This window comes from Bacillus tequilensis (assembly GCF_012225885.1).
Classification (GTDB): domain Bacteria; phylum Bacillota; class Bacilli; order Bacillales; family Bacillaceae; genus Bacillus; species Bacillus tequilensis.
Genome location: NZ_CP048852.1, coordinates 1,537,494 through 1,560,501, shown reverse-complemented (window position 1 = coordinate 1,560,501; position 23,008 = coordinate 1,537,494). Strand labels below are relative to the sequence as shown.

The following is a 23,008-nucleotide window of genomic DNA, read 5'->3' as shown; positions in this document are numbered from 1 at the left end:
ATTTTCCCTCCTTGTTATTCATCTTTCGGATACTCAATGGTTTTGTAGCTGACGACCTTATTGTTTACCATTACTTGATAGTACCCTTTTTGGCCGGATTCAATCTTTAGTTCGATCGTCCGTTCAGTCGGTTCTTTTATCTTAAATTCTTCGTAAGTGTCAGAAATGCTGTGATCCGCATCGTCAACCGCGATTTGCACTTCAAGCTCATCCCCTTCATTTTCTGGTTCGTAGGGGATTTCAACCTTTTCTTTCACTGTTTTCGCAGGCTTTTTCTCAGGTCCGAGAGAGAATGTCACTTCAACTTCGTTTCCCGGTTTTACTGCCGTGCCTGCTGCCGGCTTTTGTTTGACAACCTGTCCTTCTGGAACATCATCTGAGTACGCCTCTTTTTCTATCAGCTTCAGTCCGTTGTCTTCCAGATATCCAGACGCTGCTTCTTTACTGTAGGTTTTTAAGTCTCTAAGCGTAATGTCTTCGGGCCCGATACTGACGGTGAGCTTGACTTGATCATCACTCGGCACAAGTTCAGTCCCTGCCGACGGATTCTGGTCAATGACAGTGCCCGCACTTTTCTGGTCATTTACTTCGTCCACCGTCACATGTTTAAACCCCTGATCCTTTAATGCTTTTTTTGCCCGATCGATCGTTTGGCCTGTCACATCATTGATCTCCGTTTTGGCTTTTCCGGTGCTCTTATAAAGCGTAACCGTTGCCCCTTCTTTGACAGTGGATTCCGCTTTAGGATCCGATTTTACGATCAAGCCCTCGGCAATTTTCTCATCCGAGATTTCCAACACCTCGGAATCAACCTGCAAACCGTCTTTTTCCAAGAGGTCTGCCGCCTTTTCGTATTCCATCCCGGAAACATCAGGTATTTTGACATCTTTAGGCATAAAAAGCGACGGAAAAACAGTGACAGCAAGAATTCCAGCCGTGATGAAAATGATGCATATCGTGAGCAAAACCCATGGCCACTTTTTTCTTTTGCCGTTTTTCTTTGTTTGATTCTCTTGGCCGGAAGTCTTTTCAGCTTCTTTTCCGCCAGCAGCAGCTTTTGCGAGCTCCTCATCTTTGATGATAGGAATGGCTTTTGTCATTTCTTCATCTTCTTGAATGGTAAATCTCTTTTCATTGAGTCTGTCTGCGTCAAAAGCTGTTTGTATGTCTGCTTCCATGTCTTCAGCCGTTTCGTAGCGATGAAAAGGATCCTTTGCAGTTGCCTTTAGGATAATGTTTTCAACACTTTGGGGCACTGAGGGGTTCCACCTTTTCGCAGAAGGGGTTTCCGCCTGAAGATGCTTTAAGGCGATGCTGACTGCCGATTCTCCATCAAACGGGATGCGGCCGGTTAAGAGCTCAAACAAAACGATTCCAATCGCATATATATCCGATTTTTTTGTTGCCAAACCGCCCCGCGCCTGTTCAGGTGATAAATAATGGACTGAGCCAAGCACAGAATTGGTGTGTGTGATTGTCGTCGAACTGAGTGCCGTCGCAATTCCGAAATCCGTCACTTTGATATTTCCCATGTGGTCAATCAAAATGTTATGCGGCTTAATGTCTCTGTGAACAATCTGATTTTGATGGGCATGAGCGATAGCTGAGACAATTTGTTCCATAATGTTCAGCGCTTCTTTGGGGTGAAGCGGCCCGTTTGCTGTTATGTATTCTTTGAGCGTCATGCCCTCAACGTATTCCATGACAATATAATAAATATCATCTTCCTCGCCCACATCGTAAATACTGACGATATTCGGGTGATCGAGGCTTGATGCGGATTGGGCTTCTCTGCGGAATCGCCTGATAAACTCATTGTCATTCACATAGTCAAACCGGAGGATTTTGATTGCGACTTCACGGTCTAGAATGATATCCTCAGCTAAATACACGTTGGCCATTCCCCCGCCGCCTATGACGCGGAGAATTTGGTAACGCCCGCTGATTCGCTTGCCGATTAGCACTGATCTTCACCCTCTTCAACATGTAAAGCAAGCTCAAGCAAAACTGCTGTAATGTTGTCTTCTCCGCCATTCTGATTGGCTTTGTCCACAAGCAGGTTTACTTTTTCCTGAGGAGCTGTATTGCTTTGCAGGATGTCTTTTAACTCAGTGCCTTCCACTTTATTCGTCAGTCCGTCAGAACACAGAAGCAATTTGTCCCCGGGCTCGATGTCAAATGAACGTGTGTCAATACTGACTGACTGGTCTGTTCCAAGAGCCTTCGTCAACACATTTTTTCGCGGATGATGTTCGGCGTCTTCTCTGGAAATCTCTCCAGTGCGAACCAGTTCATTTACAAGCGAGTGATCTTCTGTCACCTGAATGAAATGATCGTCTTGAAGCAAATAACACCTGCTGTCACCTATATGGGCAACAGAAACCGTTTTCCCCGTAACAAGCGCACATACAATCGTCGTCCCCATGCCTTGGCATTCTTCGTGGGCTTGGGCATGATCGTAAATTTTGCTGTTTACCGCAAGAATCTGTTCAATAAGCCATTTTTCACATGCTGCGGGCGCAGCTGGAATCGCCTCTGCTTCATTCCATTTTTCCCCCATGGCTTTCACAGCCATCTTGCTTGCAACATCTCCAGCAAGATGGCCGCCCATGCCATCAGCGACAACCGCTAATACAAATTCATCTTTCCCCTTAAATATCCCCGCATCATCTTCATTATGCTGGCGGATTTTTCCTGTGTCTGTTTTTAAGGCTGTTAACAACCCTCATCACCTCGTCTCGTCTTGACGCTCCTTCGCGCGAAGCTGACCGCAGGCTGCGTCAATGTCATGTCCTTGCTCTCTTCGGATTGTGACATTTACTCCGCGGGATTTCAGCGTTTTTTCAAAAGCAAAAATCTGGTCACGCGGTGTGCGCACATAGTCCCGCTCCGGCACGTAGTTTACCGGAATCAAGTTCACGTGGCATTTGATTCCTTCCAGCAAGTCGGCAAGCTCTTCAGCGTGCTCAACCTGATCGTTCACACCCCCGAACAGACCATATTCAAAGCTGATCCGCCGTCCCGTTTTATCAATATAATATTTAACAGCTTCCATTAAATCAGGCAGCTTGTACGCTCTGTTAATCGGCATCAAACGGCTTCTGATTTCTGTATTCGGCGCGTGCAGAGAAATCGCAAAGTTAATCTGCATTTGCTGGTCTGCGAATTCGTAAATTTTCGGGATGATTCCGCTTGTGGAAACGGTAATATGGCGTGCGCCGATATTCAGGCCCTTGTCATGGTTAATGATTTTCAAGAAAGCGAGCATTTCATTAAAGTTATCAAAAGGTTCACCGATCCCCATGATCACGACAGAGCTGACGCGTTCATCGGTTTCATCCAGAGCTTTTTGAACTTTGAGTACTTGAGCGACAATTTCACCCGCTTCAAGGTTTCGTTTTAAACCTCCGAGCGTTGACGCGCAGAACGTACAGCCAATACGGCAGCCGACTTGTGTCGTTACACATACAGAATTGCCATACTCGTGTCTCATTAAAACGGTTTCGATTGTATAACCGTCATGCAGTTCGAACAAAAACTTCATCGTACCGTCTTGAGAGGTTTGTTTAACAGCCGTTTTCAGCGTTGTCATCTCAAAATGAGCGCTTAATTTCTCACGCAGATCTTTTGACAGGTTTGTCATGTCTTCAAAAGAAGATACGCGTTTTTCATATAGCCATTCAAAGATCTGTGCCGCACGGAACGGTTTCTCTCCGTTGTCTGTCAGCCATTGTTTGATTTCATCTAATTCAAAAGAATAAATAGACGGACGCTCTGTCCGCAATTCTTTTCTTCCTTTTGTTTTTTTAAGTTCTGCCATTGCTTATCCCTTCTTTCTCATGCTGCAAATAAAGAAACCATCTGTTCCGAAATAATGAGGAAGGATTTGGACCCTTCCATCCCGAACAAAGGGTCTCGCCTTTTCGGGCAGCCGCTTTTCAAGAGACAAATCGGGTTCAAAATCAGGATGTTCCTGTATAAACGCATGTATTACTTCTTCATTTTCTGTCCGGTCCATTGTACACGTACTGTAGACAAGAGTGCCACCTTTTTTTACTAATGGTGCGATTTCCCTTAAGATTGACAGCTGAATTTCAGCAAGCCGCGCACTGTCTTCAGGCTTTTTCGTGTATTTCATGTCAGGCTTTCTTCGAATGACACCAAAACCTGAACACGGGGCATCGACCAATACCCGGTTAAATTGTCCATTTTCAAACGTTTCTCCTGCTTTTCGCGCATCCATTGTTTCCGCATGAATAATGGAAAGGCCAAGACGATCTGCCGCTTCTTTGATCAGCTTCACTTTATGTTTGTGAAGATCAAGCGACGTAACACTTCCCTTGTTCTCCATTAATTCTGCGATATGAGCCGACTTTCCGCCAGGTGCTGCACACGCGTCAAGCACCGCTTCACCAGGCTTAGGGTCAAGAGCACGGGCGACGAGCATGGAGCTCTCATCCTGAATGGACACTTCGCCGTTTTGGAAGAAATGAGTTCCGGCAATTGATCCCTTTAAAAGCTTCAAAGCGTCTTCAGCCAGATCGCCTTTTTCAATTTCGATACCCTCAGCAGCCATTTGATCAAGCAAATCCGATCTGTCTGTTTTCATTTGGTTGACGCGCAGTGTCTGCTTCGGCGGAATGAGGTGGATACGGCAAACCTTTTCAGCCGCATCAAATCCATATGCGTCTGCCCATTCTTTCACGAGCCATTCTGGATGACTTGTTTCTGTCGCCAGCCGGCGGACAGGATCTTCGATGGCGTCAAAGGATGGAACACCTTCGCGCTGAATAGAACGCAGCACGCCGTTGACAAATGATGCAATGCCCTTATGTCCGCGAATTTTAGCAATCTCGACCGCTTCATGGATAACAGCCCTGTCCGGAATCTTCTCCAGATACTCCATTTGATACAGGGACAGGCGAAGAAGCTGAATCACCCACGGCTTTACTTTTTGAGGCTTATTAATAAACGGTTTGAGCATATAATCAAGCGCGATCTTGTTTTGCAATGTACCGTAGACAAGTTCAGTCAAAAGGCCTCTGTCTTGATCGCTCAATTCATTTGATTTAATGACCGATTTCAGGAGCAGGTTGCTGTATGCTTGGTTTTGTTCCAGTTTGACCAGCGCCTCAAGAGCGATATCACGAACACTATTCTTTTTCATTGTTTGCTCCTAACATATCGCCTGCTGCAACATGAGCGCCGCGAACAAAGTCCTCGCCCTTCATGCGTTTTTTACCTGCCGGCTGAAGTTCGGTCAATAGCAAAGCCGTCTCGTTACCTGTCGCAACGATAATCCCTTCCTTTTCAACCGCAACGACTGTGCCGGGCTCAGCTTTGGCTGGTGCGGATGTTTTTTTCGACGCCCACACTTTCAAGTTTTGCCCATTAAGAGTCGTATAGGCAACAGGCCAAGGATTTAAGCCGCGAATCTGGTTGTAAAGCTCTTCTCCTGTTCTAGACCAGTCGATCAGCTCTTGCTCTCTTTTGATGTTAGGCGCATATGTCGCTTTCTCTTCATCCTGCTTTTCAGGTGATATGCTGCCGGCAATGACGTTAGGAACCGTTTCAGACAATAGCTTCGCGCCAGCTACGCTTAATTTATCGTGCAGAGTTCCGACATTGTCGGTTTCTTCAATGTCCACTTCCACTTTTGAGATCATATCGCCTGCATCCAATTTTTCTACCATATACATAATGGTAACGCCGGTTTTCTTTTTTCCCTGCAGGATGGAATAATGGATCGGAGCACCTCCGCGCAGTTCCGGCAAAAGAGACGCGTGAACGTTAATGCAGCCGTATTTCGGGCTGTCGAGAAGCTCCTTAGGCAAAATTTGCCCAAATGCCGCCGTTACAATCAGGTCAGGCTTTAATGCGAGCACTTTCTCAATTTCTTCTGCCAATCTGACTTTTTCCGGCTGAAGAACCGGGATGCCGTGACGCATTGCCTCTTCCTTTACCGGAGGAGGTGTCAGCACTTTTTTTCTGCCCTTCGGACGGTCCGGCTGTGTGACGACCCCCACTACTTCATATCCATCCTCTAAAAGGGTTCTTAAAACAGGAACCGAAAAATCCGGTGTTCCCATAAATACGATTCTCGTCATCAAATCATCCTTCCATATCCGCTAGTTCATCTTCTGTATAGTATTTACTTATTTTAGATGTAAACAGGACACCGTCTAAATGGTCCATTTCGTGCTGCACGGCTCTCGCTAAAAAGCCTCTTGCTTCCAAAATGAACGGTTTTCCCTGACGGTTAAACGCACGCACTTTGACATAATCGGCACGTGTGACATCACCATAGACGTCAGGAAAGCTCAAGCATCCTTCTATTCCGGTCTGCTCACCGCTTTTTTCTAAGATCTCGGGATTCACAAGATCGATTCTTCCGCCGTCATCCCCGATATCGACGACAGCCGCTCTTTTTAAAATGCCGATCTGCGGCGCTGCCAGTCCGACTCCATCCATTTCAAGCATGGTGTCGTACATATCATCAAGCAGTTTTTTTAGCTTTTTATCAAAAACAGTCACGGTTTCCGTCGGTGTTTCCAAAACCTCCGCAGGATGTGTGACGACCTTTTTTACCGCCAATTTGTTACCCTCCAAGACGTGAGATCTTACATCATCATATAAGGATTCATATCAATTGAAATCATTACATGCTTTTGTTCAATTTCGCGTTTATAATGTTCCAGTATCTTCTTCAATAAAGCTGATAACTGGGTCTCCTGTTTGTATTTTATCACGCATTGATAGCGATATCTATCTTTGATCCTGGCTATCGGCGACGCGCTCGGCCCGAGAATTTTCGTGTCAGCTCCGCAGTTTCCTTTCAAGAAGTGAGCGATTTTTTCAGCCGTAACAGCTGCTTTCGCCACTTCCTCATGGGAAACAGTCACAAGAGCCAAATAATAATAGGGCGGATAGGATTGCCCTCTCCTGTGCGCCATTTCATGCTGATAGAACGTCTCATAATCGTGTGTCTTCGTCAGCTGGATGCTGTAATGAGACGGCGTATACGTTTGGATGATGACATGGCCCGGCTTTTCATGCCTGCCTGCCCGGCCGCTGACTTGCGTTAACAGCTGAAATGTTTTTTCGGCCGATCTAAAATCGGGAATATGAAGTGTTGTATCGGCACTTAGTACTCCGACAAGTGTGACATTTGGAAAGTCAAGCCCTTTGGCAATCATTTGCGTTCCGAGAAGAATATCCGCTTTTCCTTCTCCGAAAGCTGACAATAATTTTTCATGGGCGCCTTTCCTTGAAGTCGTGTCAACATCCATCCGAATCACTCTCGCATTTGGCAGCACTTTTGTCAGCTCTTCCTCCACTCTTTGTGTTCCCGTTCCGAAAAAGCGGATATACTCGCTTGCGCATTCGGGACACGTATGCGGAACAGGTTCTTCATGTCCGCAATAATGGCATTTCAGCCTTTGGCCGTAACGATGGTACGTCATGGAAATGTCGCAGTGCGGACATTGCGGGACATATCCGCAATCCCTGCACATCACAAAGGAGGAATAGCCTCTTTTATTTAAAAATAGAACTGCCTGCTCGCCCTTTGCAATCGTTTCTTCAAGCTTTTCCATCAATTCAACTGAAAACATGGAGCGGTTGCCGCTTCTAAGCTCCTCTCTCATATCGACAAGCGAAACCTCAGGCATCACCCGGTGGTTCACGCGATGCTTCAGCGAAAGGAGCTCGTAAACGCCCTTTTGCGCCCGTGCATATGACTCTAATGTCGGTGTAGCACTGCCCAATACAACAGGGCAGCTGTGATGCTCAGCCCGCTTGATCGCCACCTCTTTCGCATGGTAGCGCGGCATTTCTTCTTGTTTATAAGAGGACTCATGTTCTTCATCGATGATAATCATTCCGAGATTTTCAAACGGAGCAAAAATAGCGGATCGGGCGCCAACGACAAGGCGCACTTCCTTCCGGTGGATTTTACGCCACTCGTCATATTTTTCTCCTGTGGATAAACCGCTGTGCATGACTGCCACCTGAGAGCCGAAACGGCCCTTGAAGCGATTGACCATCTGCGGTGTCAGCGATATTTCCGGCACGAGGACGATAGCTTCCTTACCTTTTGCCAGTACTTTTTCAATCGATTGCAGATAAATTTCTGTTTTTCCGCTTCCTGTTACGCCGTGAAGAAGGAACACTTTATGTTCATCATTGTCCAATGTCTTGCGGATTGGCTCAAAGGCAGCGCTCTGTTCGTCTGTCAGCGGGAGCGGCTCGGTTTTTTTGAACATTTTGTCCTGATAGGGATCTCTGTAAACCTCTTCATAGCTTTCCTTCAACAGCCCCTTTTGAATAAGGGTTTTAATGGTCGCAGAGCTCGCGTCCGTTTTTTTGCACAAATCCGCGGCAGGGATGTTTGCACCTTCCGGCTCAGCGATGAAAAAGCGGAGAATCGCCTGCTGCTTGGCTGCTTGGCGGGATAATCCCTCAGCCTGCTTACTAAGCTCTTCTTTACTCGCATTTGCCTGAATATACCTGACCATTTTTTTATTGGCTTTTTGCGCAACCTTGTACGTTACGTCAATGCTGCCTTTTTGAACATGCTTTTGAATCAGTTTCAGCATCTCGTGATCCGGTATGTCTGAATAAAGCAGCGTTTTCGTTTCAGAAAACAGCCGTTCCACTTGCGGCGGAAGATCAGCGCCGTGTGCGATTTTTAATTCTTTTTCATATTTTGCCTTTAATGCGGCAGGCAGCATCGCTTGAAGCGCCGTTATTTTAAAAGACAGCGTTTTGTCGGACAGCCATGATGACAGATGCATAAGCTCCTCTGTTAAAACAGGTGTAAGATCTAATAAACCCTCTACCTCCTTGACAGATTTCCCCGAGAGATCAGACGTTTCTTTCACAGCTGTCACAAACCCTTGAATTTTACGGGGGCCAAACGGAACAATAACTCGCATGCCTGTTTTGATCATGCCTTTGAGATGGTCCGGGATTTTGTAATCAAAAGGCCTGTCTATATTTTTGGTGCTGACATCAACGATGACTTCGGCAAAATTCATGAGTGCTCTCCGGTTTGTGTTGAGCGGGCTGCGATTTCTTGAAGGATTTCAAAAGAAACATCGAGCTTAGACATGATCGGAAGCTCGCGCTTATGCCCGTCTTTAAAAAAGATTGTTACGATATTCGTATCAGCACCAAAGCCGGCCCCATTTGCTTTCACATCATTTGCCACAATCATATCAAGATTTTTGGCGGCGAGCTTTTTACGTGCATAGTGTTCAACGTCCTGTGTTTCAGCGGCAAATCCGACTAAAATCTGCTCGTTCTTTTTCTCGCCCAATTCTTTCAAAATATCGACTGTTCTATTCAATTCAAGTGTCATACTGCCGTCTTGTTTTTTCATTTTATGATCAAATACTGTTTTCGGCGTAAAATCGGCCACCGCAGCTGTTTTGATGACAATATCACTCGTGTCATACACTGAGAGCACCGCTTCACGCATATCCGCAGCCGATTGAACCGGGATAAACTGAGCAAGGCCTTTCGGCTGATCCAGCGAAACAGGGCCAGAAATTAAGGTTACCTGTGCACCGAGCTGGACAGCAGCCTCCGCTAATGCGTAACCCATTTTGCCAGTTGATTTATTGGTGAAAAATCGGACAGGATCAATCGCTTCCCGTGTCGGGCCAGCTGTAATGACCACACGCTTCCCTTCTAAAGGAGCGGTTTTTTCTTCAGCAAAATGCTCTTCGGCAAGCTTCACGATATTTTCAGGCTCTTCCAGTCTTCCTTTTCCCACGTAACCGCATGCTAAATAACCCTCGCTCGGCTCAATAAAACGATAACCATCCTGATAAAGAACAGAAATATTTCGTTTAACTGCCGGATGGTCATACATGTGAACGTTCATCGCCGGGGCGATCCACACGGGAGCCGTTGCTGCAAGCAATGTTGTCGTCAGCATATCATCAGCGATGCCGTTTGCCAGTTTGCCAATCACATTGGCCGTAGCCGGCGCCACGATAATCAAGTCGGCCCAGTCTGCGGCATCAATATGTGAAATGACGTTTGGGTTTTGTTCTTTAAATGTATCTGTATATACTTCATGGCGGCTCAATGCCTGAAATGTCAGCGGTGAGACGAATCGGCAAGCTGATTCAGTCATAATCACTTTGACGTTGGCTCCTGCCTGAACCAGCTTGCTCGTTAGCGCGCAGGCTTTATAAACAGCGATGCCTCCGCTCACGCAAAGCAACACATTTCGATTGTTAAGCAATGACTTCTCCCCCTTTTTACTTTAAAAACCGCACGGAAAAAAATAACAACCTACATGATATAGGTTGCTACTTGTGCTACTATTCGCGGTCTTCCTTTTCAAACGAAAGCAGGCCTGCATCAATTTCTTCCAAAGCTTTGCCTACATATTTGTGTGAAATCGTATGTTCAATCATTTGGTCTTTTTTGATTTGCATTTCACGGGCACGTCTCGCAGAAACAGTCACGAGCGTGTATTTGGAATCTAATTTATTCATTAAAGAGTCAATTGACGGATCTAACATTTGTTATTCAACCTCCAGCATTTTCTTATATCTAGGCGCAACGCGCTCGCGCTTCAAATGCTCAGCGAGAACGATTGCCTTGATTTTATCGCAAGCCGTTTCGACATTATCGTTTTCAACGACATAATCATAAGCATCCATCATTTCAATCTCAGCTTTTGCGGCTTTCATGCGATTTTCAATCAGAGCATCTGTTTCCGTTCCTCGTGTCACGATTCTGTTCTTCAGTTCAGAAAGACTTGGAGGCGCAAGGAAAATAAACAGGCCTTCCGGAAAAGCATTTCTCACTTGAAGAGCGCCTTGAACTTCAATTTCTAAAAAGACGTCTTTTCCATCTTGAAGTGTCTGTTCAACATAATCGACAGGCGTGCCGTAATAATTGCCGACATACTCTGCCCATTCAAGCAGCTTGTTGTCCGCAATCATTTGCTCGAATTCGTCTCTTGTTTTGAAAAAATAATCGACTCCGTTTACTTCGCCCTCTCGCGGACTTCTTGTCGTTACTGAAATCGAATATTCAAATTTTGTGTCTTCCTGCGAAAAGATCGCTTGCCGAACCGTTCCTTTACCAACTCCTGAGGGACCTGAGAGAACGATTAATAACCCTCTTTCTTTCATGCGGCAATTATCCCTGCCCTTCATCCATAATTTCTTCTTTAACAGAAAGTCTGTGTGCAACTGTCTCAGGCTGGACGGCAGATAAGATAATGTGATCACTATCCATGACGACAACTGCACGGGTTCTTCGTCCGTATGTAGCGTCAATTAGCATTCCGCGGTCTCTTGCATCCTGAATCATTCTTTTGATTGGCGCAGACTCCGGGCTGACAATCGAAATCATCCGATTAGCGGAGATAATATTGCCAAATCCGATATTAATCAGTTTAATCGTCATCTTCTACGTTCCCCCTGTAAAATAGACGTCTCTAGTTTAGCCTAGCAAGAGCGTCTGTAAACAACACGCACAGTCACTATTCTATATTTTGCACTTGTTCTTTTATTTTTTCAATAGAACTTTTCATTTCGACGACAAGCTTTGTGATCTGGTGATCATTTGCTTTTGAGCCAATTGTATTGGCTTCCCGGTTCAGCTCTTGAACGAGAAAGTCAAGTTTGCGCCCGACAGCTCCGCCCCCAGCTAATATATCACGAAACTGGGCGAAGTGGCTCTTCAGCCTGGTAATCTCCTCAGTGATATCAGAGCGGTCTGCAAAAATAGCGCATTCTGTTACAAGCCGGCTTTCGTCTAATACGTCTTCAGTCCATTCTTTGATTCTGGCGTACAGCCGTTCCCGGTAACGAGATACGACGTCTGCTGCCAGCAATTCAGTTTCTTTCACCAGCTCTTCAAGCTGATCAATATGTGTCAGGCAGTCTTTCGCTAAAAGCTGCCCCTCTTTTTCACGCATTTCACAGAGCCCTTTTACAGCTTCCTCTGCAGCAGCGGTGATTAACGCCTCCAGCTTGTCATTTTGCGTCTGTTCTTCATGAATCTGGACGACATGGTCAAGCTTAAAGAAATCCATTACATCAGGATCTGAAGACAATTGATACCGCTTCTTCATATCTCCCGCAGCTGCGACAAACTCATCGAGGAGCGGCCAATCAATTTCAAGCCTTTTCTCCACAAGCATATCGCTGTCAACGGAAACGAAAAGCTCAATCCTTCCGCGCTGGATATGCTGCAGAATGGTTTGTTTCAGCTTATCTTCAACATATAGCAAAGGCCTTGGCAAACGAGCGTTCACTTCTTTAAACCTGTAGTTCACAGATTTAAGTTCTACGCTTACAGAGAGATCATCTTGTGTTTTGCTTGCACTGCCGAAGCCCGTCATACTTCGTATCATTTTAAAACACCCAATTCTTCCCTGTTCTCATAATAAAAGGGCAATAGACATGCTATTACCCCTAAGATTATATCATATGAATTTATTTTTTTCTTGTCAAAAGTGACCCAGCCAGTAAAAAAGTAGGGATGGCAGACATGCCGATGACAAGCATCCAGTCTCCCGGCGTGATGGAAACCGTATGGAAAATCGGCTGAAGCGGCGGATAGTAGATGACAACAAGCATCAGCAAAGTGGATGACAATACCGCACCGATTAAGTACAGATTTTGAAACGGATTTCTGGAAAAAACAGATGTCTCGCTTCGGCAGTCAAAAACGTGAATCAGCTGAGCCAGCACCAATGTGGCAAACGCAATCGTCTGAGCATAAGCCAAATTCTCCGGATTCCGATGATACACAATGATAAACGCTAGAATAGTGGCGGCGCCGATTAAAAACCCTCTGGAGACGACCTTCCACCCAAGCTTGCGGGCAAACACTCCTTCTTTCGGATGACGGGGCTTCCGCTTCATCACGTCTCCTTCCGGCTGATCCATGCCGAGTGCCATCGCCGGCAACCCATCCGTCACCAAGTTCACCCATAAAATCTGAATTGGGACGAGCGGCAAGGGAAGGGCAAGCAGCATTGCAAACAGCATGACAAGAATTTCTCCGACGTTAGAAGCCAGCAGGTATCTAATAAACTTTCTGATATTTTCATAGATGTTTCTGCCCTCTTTTATCGCTGATTTGATTGTCGCGAAATTATCGTCCACAAGCACAAGGGATGACGCTTCTTTGGCCACATCTGTCCCGGTATTGCCCATAGCGACCCCGATGTCAGCCTGTTTAATGGCCGGGGCGTCATTGACGCCATCTCCAGTCATTGCCACAATATGTCCGTTTTCCTGATAAGCTTTCACGATTTTCAGTTTATGCTCAGGAGAAACGCGGGCAAAGACATACACGTCCTCCACCACATGAGCAAGCTCCTCTTGAGTAAGTTCATTCAGCATCTTGCCGTCCATGATTTTTCCCTTCTTCGGAAGGAGGCGCAAGTCTTTCGCTATCGCTTTAGCGGTCTCTACATGATCGCCTGTAATCATGACGGTCTTGATTCCGGCTTCACGGCATTCTTTAATCGCCTGTCTGACCTCCGGCCGCGGCGGATCGATGATGCCTGAAAGACCGAGCATCGTCAAATCTTTTTCCGCCTGCTCCATAGACGGTGTTTCATTTGCTTTTATCCGCTTGTAGGCGACTGCTATCGTTCTGAGCGCCTGTGATGCCAAATGTCTTAATACCGCCTCTGTTTCTGCTTTTCTCTCATTTGAGAAAAGAGCCGCTGAACCGTCATAAAAAATACGGGAAGAACGCTGCATCAGCACATCTGGTGCACCTTTAGTAATGATATACCGCTTTCTGTCCCGATCCTCGACAATGACTGTCATCATTTTCCGGGCGGAATCAAACGGAAATTCTTCGATTACCCGGTAATGAGATTCAACAAATTCTTTTGAAAAACCGCCTTTTCTCGCCGCAGTGAGGAGCGCTCCCTCTGTCGGATCTCCATCAAGCACATATTCGCCGTCTCTTTCCTCAATATTGGAGTTGTTACAAAGCGCTCCGAACAGCAGCATCTGCTGAAGCGGCTTATGTTCATTGACACTGATCTCTTTTTCGTTTAGCGTGAAGCTTCCTTTCGGCTCATAGCCGGCTCCTGCCACTCTCCACGTTTTCCCTCCGGACCAGACATGTGTCACTGTCATTTTGTTTTGCGTCATCGTCCCTGTTTTATCTGAACAAATGATAGACGCACATCCCAGCGTTTCAACCGCAGGGAGTTTTCTTACGATCGATTTTTGCTTAATCATCCGCTGTACGCCTAGCGACAGCGCCACTGTCACAATGGCCGGGAGCCCCTCAGGAATAGCGGCAACCGCTAACGACACACCCGCTAAAAACATGCTGTACAAATCGTGACCCTGGATGACACCGACGGCAACGACAAGTACGGTCAGAAGCAATGCAACAACAATTAAAATCTTTCCGAGCTGCTCGAGTCTTCTTTGCAGCGGGGTTGAGAGTGTCCCTGCCGTTTCAAGCATGTCGGCAATTTTCCCCATTGCCGTATTCATTCCTGTGCCGACGACGACTCCGATACCGCTGCCGCGGGTCACAATCGTTCCCATAAATGCCATATTCGTAATATCACCGAGGGAAACATCCGGTTTTTTCAATTTATCGGCATGCTTCACAACCGGGATTGATTCCCCGGTTAGTGCTGACTCCTCTATTTCAAGGCTTCTCGCTTCGACAATTCGAACATCCGCGCCAATCCTGTCCCCGCTCGTAAATTTCACAATATCACCCGGCACAAGTTCTTTAGAAGGAATCTTTGACCAGCTTCCTTCCCTGAGCGCCATGACATGCGGTGTTGAAAGCTCTTTTAAAGCCTGAAGAGATTGCTCAGCACGCCTTTCTTGAAAGAAGCCGAGTATGCCATTCACAAACACAATCGCAATAATTGCAACCGCGTCTACGTATTCACCAAGAAAACCTGAGATTAACGTTGCCGCCAAAAGAACAAGCACCATAAAATCTTTGAACTGCGCGAAAAACAAGAGAAGCGCTGATGTTTTTTTCCCTTCTTGCAGCTCGTTTGGCCCATGCTTGTCGAGGCGTTTTTTCACCTCTTTTTCTGTTAATCCTTGTTTCATGGACGTATTGGTTGCCTCTAGTAAATCTGTTTGTCCCATTTCATGAAACTTCATTCCGCTCGTCCACTCCCCTGCTCTCATATAGAGATATCACTCTATAAGCATGCTTATTCTGACTCGTCCCATTTCATGCTATAATTATCGAATGCAGGAAGAATGAGAGGGTGTATTGCATATGTCGTTTGATGGCATGTTTACATACGGAATGACACATGAACTTAACGGGAAAATAACGGGCGGACGAATTACGAAAATCCATCAGCCATATAAACACGATGTGATTTTTCACATCCGCGCCAATGGAAAAAACCAAAAACTATTGTTATCCGCACACCCGAGCTATTCACGGGTGCATATTACAACGCAAGCTTATGAAAACCCGAGCGAACCGCCGATGTTTTGCATGCTGCTGAGAAAGCATATCGAGGGCGGATTCATTGAGAAAATTGAACAAGCGGGCTTAGACCGCATTATGATTTTTCATATCAAAAGCCGGAACGAAATTGGCGATGAAACCACTCGAAAGCTATATGTAGAAATTATGGGCCGCCACAGCAATATCATTTTGACAGACGGAGAAGACAATGTGATCATCGACGGGCTTAAGCATTTATCACCGTCAATGAACAGCTATCGTACAGTGCTGCCCGGACACGATTATAAGCTTCCGCCGGCACAGGACAAAATTTCGCCGTTTAAGGCGACAGAAGACGATATTTTGCGTCATCTCAGTTTTCAAGAAGGACGCCTTGATAAACAGATTGTCGACCACTTTTCAGGGGTGTCTCCGCTCTTTGCCAAAGAAGCGGTTCACAGAGCGGGCCTCGCTAACAAAGTCACACTTCCAAAAGCACTGCTGGAGCTTTTCGCGGAAGTAAAAGAGCACCGCTTCATTCCTAACATTACGACCGTAAGCGGAAAAGAATATTTTTATCTGCTGGAGCTGACACATCTAAAAGGCGAAGCGCGCCGTTTTGATTCATTAAGCGAGTTGCTCGATCGTTTTTATTTTGGAAAAGCGGAACGAGACCGGGTCAAACAGCAGGCTCAGGATCTTGAACGATTTGTTGTCAATGAACGAAAGAAAAATGCCAACAAAATCAAAAAATTAGAGAAAACACTGGAGTATTCAGAAAGCGCGAAGGAATTCCAGCTATACGGTGAGCTGTTAACAGCGAACTTATATATGCTAAAAAAAGGCGATAAACAGGCTGAGGTCATCAACTATTATGATGAAGAAAGTCCGACAATCACGATTCCTTTAAATCCGAATAAGACGCCTTCTGAAAACGCACAGGCCTACTTCACAAAATATCAAAAAGCGAAAAATTCGGTCGCGGTTGTCGAGGAGCAAATCAGGCTGGCACAGGAAGAGATCGAATACTTTGACCAGCTGATTCAGCAGCTTTCATCCGCTTCTCCCCGAGATATCAGCGAAATCAGGGAAGAGCTTGTGGAGGGTAAATATTTACGACCTAAACAACAAAAAGGGCAGAAAAAACAAAAGCCGCACAACCCGGTTTTAGAAACATACGAATCTTCTTCGGGCCTGACGATTTTAGTGGGAAAAAACAACCGCCAAAACGAATACTTAACGACAAGAGCGGCAGCCAGAGATGATATTTGGCTTCACACGAAAGATATTCCCGGCTCCCACGTTGTCATTAGAAGCAGCGAACCGGATGAGCAAACAATTCTAGAAGCAGCCACAATTGCAGCTTATTTTTCAAAAGCGAAAGAATCAAGTTCAGTGCCTGTCGATTATACAAAAATCAGGCATGTCAAAAAACCGAACGGCGCGAAGCCCGGCTTCGTCACCTACGACAGCCAGCATACCGTCTTTGTCACACCTGATGCCGATACTGTCATCAAGCTAAAAAAAAGCTGAGCCGCACAAAAAAAAGCCAGAGCATTATGATGCTCTGGCTTATTTCTTTCTTCTTACCTGATAAAGCCTGTCCACTTCAGCGACAAAATCGCCGTCAATCAGCTCATCCACTTTTCCGGCCAGCTCCTTTGTGTGCTTCGGGCTGGCTCCGTTTGTCGAGACAGACACCGTGACATGGCCTTTTTTTACGATTTTCGGCATGTATACATTGCCAAGTTCAGCATGACTGGCACAATTGACAAGCTGAAAAGGCGCCGCGGTTTGAGCAATCTCTTTGTTCACTGCCGGATGATCAGTTGCGGCAATAATCAAAAAAGCATCGAGATAGTCTTCTTTTTCAATCGTGCGGCTGACCCACCTGATGCGGTGATTGTCTGCCATTTGCTTGATTTCCGGTTCAACATCCGGACTGACAAGCGTAATATCAGCTCCCTCAGAAAGCACCGTTTTCAGTCTTCTGAGAGCGATGCTGCCGCCCCCCGCAATGACAACCTTTTTCTTTTCCAGACTAATGTGCAGCGGAAGCATATGAACCTCCGTCAAAATCAAATGCCCCTTCCGGATTTGCGGCGGTTTCTCTCACGCGGTTCAAAAATGCGTTTTTCACATGAGGATGAAAACCGATATAGGAAGAGAGGTAGACATTCGGATTATCAGCTTTTAATTTCTGAACCTCTCGTTCAATTTCATTCATCAGCATACCGGTAAAGAGCAAGTATGGAACGATAAAGGTTGTTAGGCCGTCATCTTTTTTCAGCTCTGAAAAAATCTCTTTATAGTTCGGACCGCATGCTGTCAAAAAGCACGGGATGACTTCCTTGACCGGAAGCATATTTTGAAGAAGATGGGCAATCCCGGTTACGTCTCTTTTTACATCAGGATCTGAACTTCCCCTTCCAATAAGCACAACTCTGGCATTTTCATACGGAACACCTATGTCTTTCATTCGGTGATATACGGCTTTGACTACTTCTTCGTCAATTCCGATCGGCTTTCCGTATGAAAGGCGGACCGAAGGATACCGGAATGCCGCGCGCGCAATTTCTTCCGGAATATCATGCTTTGCATGCGCAGCTGTTAAAAGAAGCAGAGGCACCACTGCGATATGAGTGGCGCCTTGCTTCACACATGCTTCAAACCCTGTCTCAATTGTCGGCTCCTGAAGCTCCAAAAAGCTGATTTCCTGTATAGGCGCAGAGATGTGCGCCTTGCATCCTTCCAAAAAGGCTGCCGCTTCTTGCTGTGCCTTTTTTATCCGGCTGCCGTGACCGACATATAAAATGGCTTGTTTCATTTTACAACGCCTCGCTTAAATCTTGTTTTTTCAGTTCAGGTTCAAACCAATCCAGCTTATAGTGATAATTTACAACATTTCCAATGACAATTAAACTAGGATTTTTAATGTCTTCTTTTATCACCGTTTCTGAAAGGGTCTCAACCGTACAGAAAACAGATTTTTGCTTATCCGTTGTTCCCCAATGAATAAAGGCTGCCGGTGTAGAACCGTCCCGGCCGTTTTCAAGAAGTTTCCTTTCAATCTGCTGCACGTTTTTGATACCCATATAGATGACAAGTGTATCAATTCCAGTGGCGAGCGCTTTCCACTTTTTATCAAAATCTTCTTCTTTTTGATAATGACCCGTTACAAATGCGACGTTAGAGCCTGCGTCCCGATGAGTAACAGGAATCCCGGCATAAGCGGCTGCCGCGATTCCTGATGTAATGCCGGGGATGATTTCAAACGGAATTCCGTTTTCAGACAGACATTCCGCTTCCTCCCCTCCTCTTCCGAACACAAATGGGTCTCCGCCCTTTAATCTGACAACGTTTTTTCCTTTTTGCGCATACTTCACAAGAAATCGATTGATGGTTTCCTGCTTCATTGTATGAAAATCTGGAAGCTTCCCGCAGTAGATCAGGTCTGCTTGCTCTTTGGCATATTGTAAAATCTCTTTATTTACTAATCTGTCATATAAGATGACATCCGCTTTTTCAATGGCTTTCAACGCTTTGATTGTCAGCAGATCAGGGTCTCCGGGACCCGCTCCTACAATATATACTTTCCCCATCGTATTTCCCCCGATCTATTCGAGTTCTTCCAGAACATTTGCTGTGGTGCTGTTCTCGCTTGCATTCCGGCATCTGAGAAGAACACAGCCGATCATATTCAGCTCAATTTTTGTTTGACAAACTCGATCAGCTGGTTTTTGCACGCTTCACGGTCATGCTGTCCTGAATCAAGAACGAGCTCCGGTGCTTCCGGCTCTTCATAAGGAGAATCAATCCCTGTAAAAAACGGAATCTCCCCGTTTCTTGCTTTTTTGTAGAGTCCTTTCGGATCTCTTTGTTCACAAATATCAAGGTCGCATTTAATGTATACTTCATTGAATTCGCCTGCTTCCACAAGCTCGCGAACCTGTTGTCTGTCCTCTCGGAAAGGAGAGATAAAAGCAGTAATCACAATGGTGCCCTGCTGAACAAAAAGCTTTGCCACCTCTCCGATTCGGCGGATGTTTTCTTTCCGGTCTTCATCAGAAAAACCAAGGTCCTTATTTAAGCCGTGGCGAATATTATCCCCGTCCAGCACAATGACTTGGTAGCCTTGCTCAAATAATTCTCTCGCAGCAGCATTGGCAATCGTTGATTTACCTGAGCCGCTTAACCCTGTCAGCCAGAGAATTGAGCTTTTGTGCTTGTTTTTTTGCTGGTACTCTTCTTTTGTAATAGAGGCTTCATGCCATACAATATCGCGATTTGTCACTGCCAGTCCTCCTTAAGATACGCCTGCTTCTTCTTTATTCTTCATCCCTCTGATTAACACTTCTACGACTTCTGCGCGGCTGAATTCTGCAGGAGGCAGCACACCGTCTCTCAGCATGCCTCTTACCTTAGTGCCTGATAAGATGACGTGATGCTCTCTGCCGTGAGGGCACGTTTTCGCTGTTCCCATATTTCCGCATTTTTCGCAGAAGAAGCTGTGCTCGAATTTAAGCGGTGTAATCCCAAGCTCTTCAGGTTTAAATGTGTCAAACAGCTCCTGCGCCTCGTATGTTCCGTAATAGTCACCTACACCTGCGTGATCGCGGCCGACGATGAAATGCGTGCAGCCGTAGTTCTTTCTGACAAGCGCGTGGAAAATTGCTTCTCTCGGTCCTGCATAACGCATCGCGGCTAAGAAGACGCCGAGGAACACACGGTCTTTCGGGTAGTAATTGTCAAGAAGCACTTGGTAGCTTTCCATCCGCACATCAGCTGGGATGTCATCAGATTTTGTTTCGCCTACCAGCGGGTTTAAGAACAAGCCGTCTACTGTTTCAAGTGCTGTTTTTTGAATGTATTCATGCGCTCTGTGGACAGGGTTTCTTGTTTGGAAACCGACAATCGTTTCCCAGCCTTTTTCCGCAAACTGGCGTCTTGTTTCCGCCGGTTCAAACGTAAACTCAGGGAATTGTTTTGAAGCTTTTTTAATCAAAGTGATCGGTCCGCCGACATATGTATCGCCTCGGCTGAACAGCTTTTTAACACCCGGATGCTCCTGCTCATCCGTTTTGTACACATTGACCGCTTCTTTTTGTTTGTCAGGCACGTACAGGTCTTCGATTTGGATAACACCGTATGTTTCTCCTTCATACGTTAACTTTACCGTTTCACCGATTGACAGTTCCGCTGCTTTATGCGCATTGACCGGAAGCGTGATTGGAAGGGACCAGACAACGCCGGAAGAAAGACGCATATTTTCGACAACTGATACGTAATCTTTTTCATTAAAGAAGCCTTCGATCGGACTGTATGCGCCGATTCCGATTAATTCCAAATCCGCAAAAGAAATCAAATCAAGTTCAATTTCTTTTTGAATGCCGCTCACATGATATGATTCATCTACTCTGTTTACTAATGTTCCTCCGTGTGGTGCTAAGCTCATAATATTTATTTCCTCCCAGTTAACATATAAAATAACTCAGATTAATGATTAAATTCCCCCGCCTTGTTCGTGGACAGAGCGTCTCTCTTTACGAATGGCCTTCATCAGGCTGACGGCACCGCCAGCCGCTAACAGCACGCTTACCATGATAAAGATTGAGTAATAATCCGCTTTTAAAAACAAGGAAACAAGCAGATAAGAAATCGATAAAGATAAAAACGGCGAGACGATCCATACCTTCAGCATCGTTTGAACAACTTGTTTATGAAACACGTTCGGACCGTTTTTCGCCATGCCTATTCCGATAATAGACGATGACGTGACTTGCGCTAAGGGCACCGGCATCCCAAATACAGAACTGATGATCACCAGTCCGGCTCCTGTACCGGATAAGAGAATGCCTTCTCCTTTTGCGAATCTCGTGATTTTCTTCCCGTTTGTTTCCAACACCCGCCGGCCTAATAAAAGCGCGCCAAGGGAGACAAAAATCCCCCCGTACAAGGTTCCTTTCGCGACATCAAGCACACCGGCCGCTACTAATGGACCTACGGCGTTCGCCACGTTATTCATGCCGGCAGAGAACGCTTCAAAAAATCCGGCAACTAACAAAACAGCACCAAGGATTTTTTGCTTTTTTGAAGACTTAATTTCAATCTTCAAATAGCTAAACAGCTTTGAAACGAAATAGGTGAAGCCGAAAGCAAAGAGCGGGACAAAAACCCAAAACGCCACGATGACCAGAAGATTGTTCACAAACAATACTTTGTAAGCCACTCCCACTCCGACAACCGCGCCAACTGTTACTTCACTCGTCGACAATGGAATGCCAAGGAGATTAGCTGTAAAGAGCGACAGTGCAGCGGCTCCAATAATGATGCAAACAATTGTCAGGGTTATCGTCTGCTCGGGGATAATCCCGGAGCTGATGGTTTTGACAACCTCGCCTCCGCCAATGACCGCTCCGGCAAGCACACCGACCGCGCACAGGATCAGAGCGTACGTTTTCTTTTTGATGGCTCCGGAGCCGTAAGCAACTCCCATCGAAGCTGCAGCGCCGCTTGCACCAATATTCATCGCAAAAAACAAGCTAAATAAAATAGCGGCTAGTTCCATTTTGCAGCTCCTTATTCATGCAGTCCGCATTCTGTTTTCGCCATGCCATTCCATCTGCCTGAGCGTAAATCCTCAGCGGTAAAAGCAGGAGCCGTACAAGGCGCACAGCCAATGCTTGGATACCCTTGATCATGAAGCGGGTTGTAGTCCAGCTCATTCCGGGATGTGTATCTCCAGATGTCTTTCCACGTCCAATGGATCAGCGGGCATACTTTTACTGATTTGAACTTTTCATCTTTGTTTAAGAAATTCGTATTGGCACGGCTTGGCCCTTGATCGCGTCGCAAACCGGAAAGCCAGGCCGGATGTCCTGAAAGCGCCTCTCTTAAAGGAACGATCTTTCTAAGATAGCAGCACTGATTCGGCTCTCTTTCCCACAGTTTGTCACCATATTCTCCAGCTTGCTCCTCAAGGGTAAGGTCTGGTTTCTTCAGGATGATATTCAGACCCGGATAACGCTCTTTCACTCGTTCAATCGTTTCATAGGTTTCTTTAAAATGCAGGCCTGTATCAAGAAACACAATCTCTGCGTCTTTTTTCACTTTATAAATTAAGTCAATCAGAACGATTCCCTCAATTCCAAAACTGCAGGCATAGACAAGTTCATTGCCGTAATGGCCGTATGCCCACTTTAAAACTGACAGCGCTCCTTTATAAGGATCGTCATCCGGAAATGTAATCGTTGGTTCTTCCCAATTATCGTACGTTAACATTTCTTCTTTCCTCCTTTCGGAGACAAACAAACAGTAGCTTTCTGCCGGTTGTCTTTTCCTCATTGTAATGGCTGCCGTTAACGCAAACAGCCTTTTTCCTCGTAAAATAAAAAACTTTCAATCCAGCGGAAAGAAAGACAGGAACAGCATATAGCCCTTATCTTTCAAAATGGAATTCATTTTGCTGGAAGTAGCACCTTACATACTATGCAGGTTGCCGGGCTTCATAGGTCCAGTCCCTCAGCCGCTCTTGATAAGTTTTTAGATTTGTAGTAAATTTTAGCAC

At 45.8% G+C, this 23,008-nt stretch carries 21 protein-coding genes and 1 riboswitch; of the genes, 1 reads left to right on the top strand and 20 read right to left on the bottom strand.

Annotated features, from left to right (window positions below; all coding sequences use genetic code 11):
• Window positions 1-14: 14 nt before the first annotated feature.
• The 13 genes from prkC to G4P54_RS08205 all read right to left on the bottom strand — a co-directional run bounded on the left by prkC (window position 15) and on the right by G4P54_RS08205 (window position 15,140).
• A complete protein-coding gene (prkC, locus tag G4P54_RS08265) occupies window positions 15-1,964 on the bottom strand; it encodes a serine/threonine protein kinase PrkC (RefSeq protein WP_167872336.1) in 1,950 nt (649 codons plus the stop codon).
• The gene (gene prpC, locus G4P54_RS08260) at window positions 1,958-2,722 is read right to left on the bottom strand and encodes a protein-serine/threonine phosphatase PrpC (RefSeq protein ID WP_167872335.1); all 765 of its coding nucleotides are present in this window, start codon (window positions 2,720-2,722) and stop codon (window positions 1,958-1,960) included. Before prpC ends, prkC begins: the two co-directional genes overlap by 7 nt.
• 6 nt (window positions 2,723-2,728) lie before the next feature.
• Window positions 2,729-3,820 carry a dual-specificity RNA methyltransferase RlmN gene (gene rlmN, locus G4P54_RS08255; protein ID WP_167872334.1) on the bottom strand — a complete coding sequence of 364 codons (1,092 nt, stop codon included), beginning with the start codon at window positions 3,818-3,820 and terminating at the stop codon, window positions 2,729-2,731.
• 3 nt (window positions 3,821-3,823) lie between these two features.
• Complete coding sequence (gene rsmB / locus G4P54_RS08250; RefSeq protein ID WP_167872333.1) at window positions 3,824-5,167, bottom strand: 16S rRNA (cytosine(967)-C(5))-methyltransferase RsmB; 1,344 nt, start codon at window positions 5,165-5,167, stop codon at window positions 3,824-3,826.
• Window positions 5,154-6,107, bottom strand: a complete 954-nt coding sequence (fmt, locus tag G4P54_RS08245) for a methionyl-tRNA formyltransferase (protein ID WP_024716098.1) — start codon at window positions 6,105-6,107, stop codon at window positions 5,154-5,156. The genes rsmB and fmt overlap by 14 nt, the downstream gene beginning before the upstream one ends.
• Window positions 6,108-6,111: 4 nt before the next feature.
• Window positions 6,112-6,594 (bottom strand): peptide deformylase, encoded by a 483-nt coding sequence (gene def / locus G4P54_RS08240; RefSeq protein ID WP_167872332.1) that lies wholly within the window; start codon window positions 6,592-6,594, stop codon window positions 6,112-6,114.
• A gap of 26 nt (window positions 6,595-6,620) precedes the next feature.
• Window positions 6,621-9,038, bottom strand: coding sequence for a primosomal protein N' (priA, locus tag G4P54_RS08235; RefSeq protein ID WP_167872331.1), 2,418 nt, complete (start codon window positions 9,036-9,038; stop codon window positions 6,621-6,623).
• Window positions 9,035-10,255: a bifunctional phosphopantothenoylcysteine decarboxylase/phosphopantothenate--cysteine ligase CoaBC gene (gene coaBC / locus G4P54_RS08230; RefSeq protein ID WP_167872330.1), complete on the bottom strand. Its 1,221-nt coding sequence runs from the start codon at window positions 10,253-10,255 to the stop codon at window positions 9,035-9,037. Before coaBC ends, priA begins: the two co-directional genes overlap by 4 nt.
• Window positions 10,256-10,334: 79 nt before the next feature.
• Complete coding sequence (gene rpoZ, locus G4P54_RS08225; RefSeq protein WP_003221520.1) at window positions 10,335-10,538, bottom strand: DNA-directed RNA polymerase subunit omega; 204 nt, start codon at window positions 10,536-10,538, stop codon at window positions 10,335-10,337.
• A gap of 3 nt (window positions 10,539-10,541) precedes the next feature.
• Entirely contained in the window at window positions 10,542-11,156 is a 615-nt protein-coding gene (gmk, locus tag G4P54_RS08220) for a guanylate kinase (protein ID WP_003232083.1), read from the bottom strand.
• Window positions 11,157-11,163: 7 nt separating this feature from the next.
• Window positions 11,164-11,433, bottom strand: a complete 270-nt coding sequence (gene remA, locus G4P54_RS08215; RefSeq protein ID WP_003154355.1) for an extracellular matrix/biofilm regulator RemA — start codon at window positions 11,431-11,433, stop codon at window positions 11,164-11,166.
• Between the two features lie 76 nt (window positions 11,434-11,509).
• Window positions 11,510-12,385: a YicC/YloC family endoribonuclease gene (locus G4P54_RS08210; RefSeq protein WP_167872329.1), complete on the bottom strand. Its 876-nt coding sequence runs from the start codon at window positions 12,383-12,385 to the stop codon at window positions 11,510-11,512.
• An 82-nt stretch (window positions 12,386-12,467) separates the two neighbouring features.
• Window positions 12,468-15,140, bottom strand: a complete 2,673-nt coding sequence (locus G4P54_RS08205) for a calcium-translocating P-type ATPase, SERCA-type (protein ID WP_167872328.1) — start codon at window positions 15,138-15,140, stop codon at window positions 12,468-12,470.
• Between the two features lie 121 nt (window positions 15,141-15,261).
• Between G4P54_RS08205 and rqcH the strand changes: the two genes are divergently transcribed.
• Entirely contained in the window at window positions 15,262-16,974 is a 1,713-nt protein-coding gene (gene rqcH, locus G4P54_RS08200) for a tRNA modification protein RqcH (protein ID WP_205781570.1), read from the top strand.
• Between the two features lie 39 nt (window positions 16,975-17,013).
• On the opposite strand, the gene sirC is transcribed toward rqcH, so the two are convergent.
• The 7 genes from sirC to G4P54_RS08165 all read right to left on the bottom strand — a co-directional run bounded on the left by sirC (window position 17,014) and on the right by G4P54_RS08165 (window position 22,722).
• Complete coding sequence (gene sirC, locus G4P54_RS08195; protein WP_024716105.1) at window positions 17,014-17,502, bottom strand: precorrin-2 dehydrogenase; 489 nt, start codon at window positions 17,500-17,502, stop codon at window positions 17,014-17,016.
• Entirely contained in the window at window positions 17,483-18,268 is a 786-nt protein-coding gene (sirB, locus tag G4P54_RS08190) for a sirohydrochlorin chelatase (RefSeq protein ID WP_167872326.1), read from the bottom strand. The genes sirC and sirB overlap by 20 nt, the downstream gene beginning before the upstream one ends.
• Window position 18,269: 1 nt before the next feature.
• Complete coding sequence (gene cobA / locus G4P54_RS08185; RefSeq protein ID WP_024716107.1) at window positions 18,270-19,043, bottom strand: uroporphyrinogen-III C-methyltransferase; 774 nt, start codon at window positions 19,041-19,043, stop codon at window positions 18,270-18,272.
• Window positions 19,044-19,141: 98 nt separating this feature from the next.
• Window positions 19,142-19,735, bottom strand: coding sequence for an adenylyl-sulfate kinase (gene cysC / locus G4P54_RS08180; protein ID WP_015252120.1), 594 nt, complete (start codon window positions 19,733-19,735; stop codon window positions 19,142-19,144).
• 12 nt (window positions 19,736-19,747) lie between these two features.
• Window positions 19,748-20,896 carry a sulfate adenylyltransferase gene (gene sat / locus G4P54_RS08175; RefSeq protein ID WP_167872325.1) on the bottom strand — a complete coding sequence of 383 codons (1,149 nt, stop codon included), beginning with the start codon at window positions 20,894-20,896 and terminating at the stop codon, window positions 19,748-19,750.
• Between the two features lie 48 nt (window positions 20,897-20,944).
• Entirely contained in the window at window positions 20,945-22,009 is a 1,065-nt protein-coding gene (gene cysP / locus G4P54_RS08170) for a sulfate permease (protein WP_024716110.1), read from the bottom strand.
• An 11-nt stretch (window positions 22,010-22,020) separates the two neighbouring features.
• A complete protein-coding gene (locus G4P54_RS08165) occupies window positions 22,021-22,722 on the bottom strand; it encodes a phosphoadenylyl-sulfate reductase (protein WP_167872324.1) in 702 nt (233 codons plus the stop codon).
• A gap of 154 nt (window positions 22,723-22,876) precedes the next feature.
• Window positions 22,877-22,982, bottom strand: a riboswitch (SAM riboswitch).
• Window positions 22,983-23,008 lie beyond the last annotated feature (26 nt).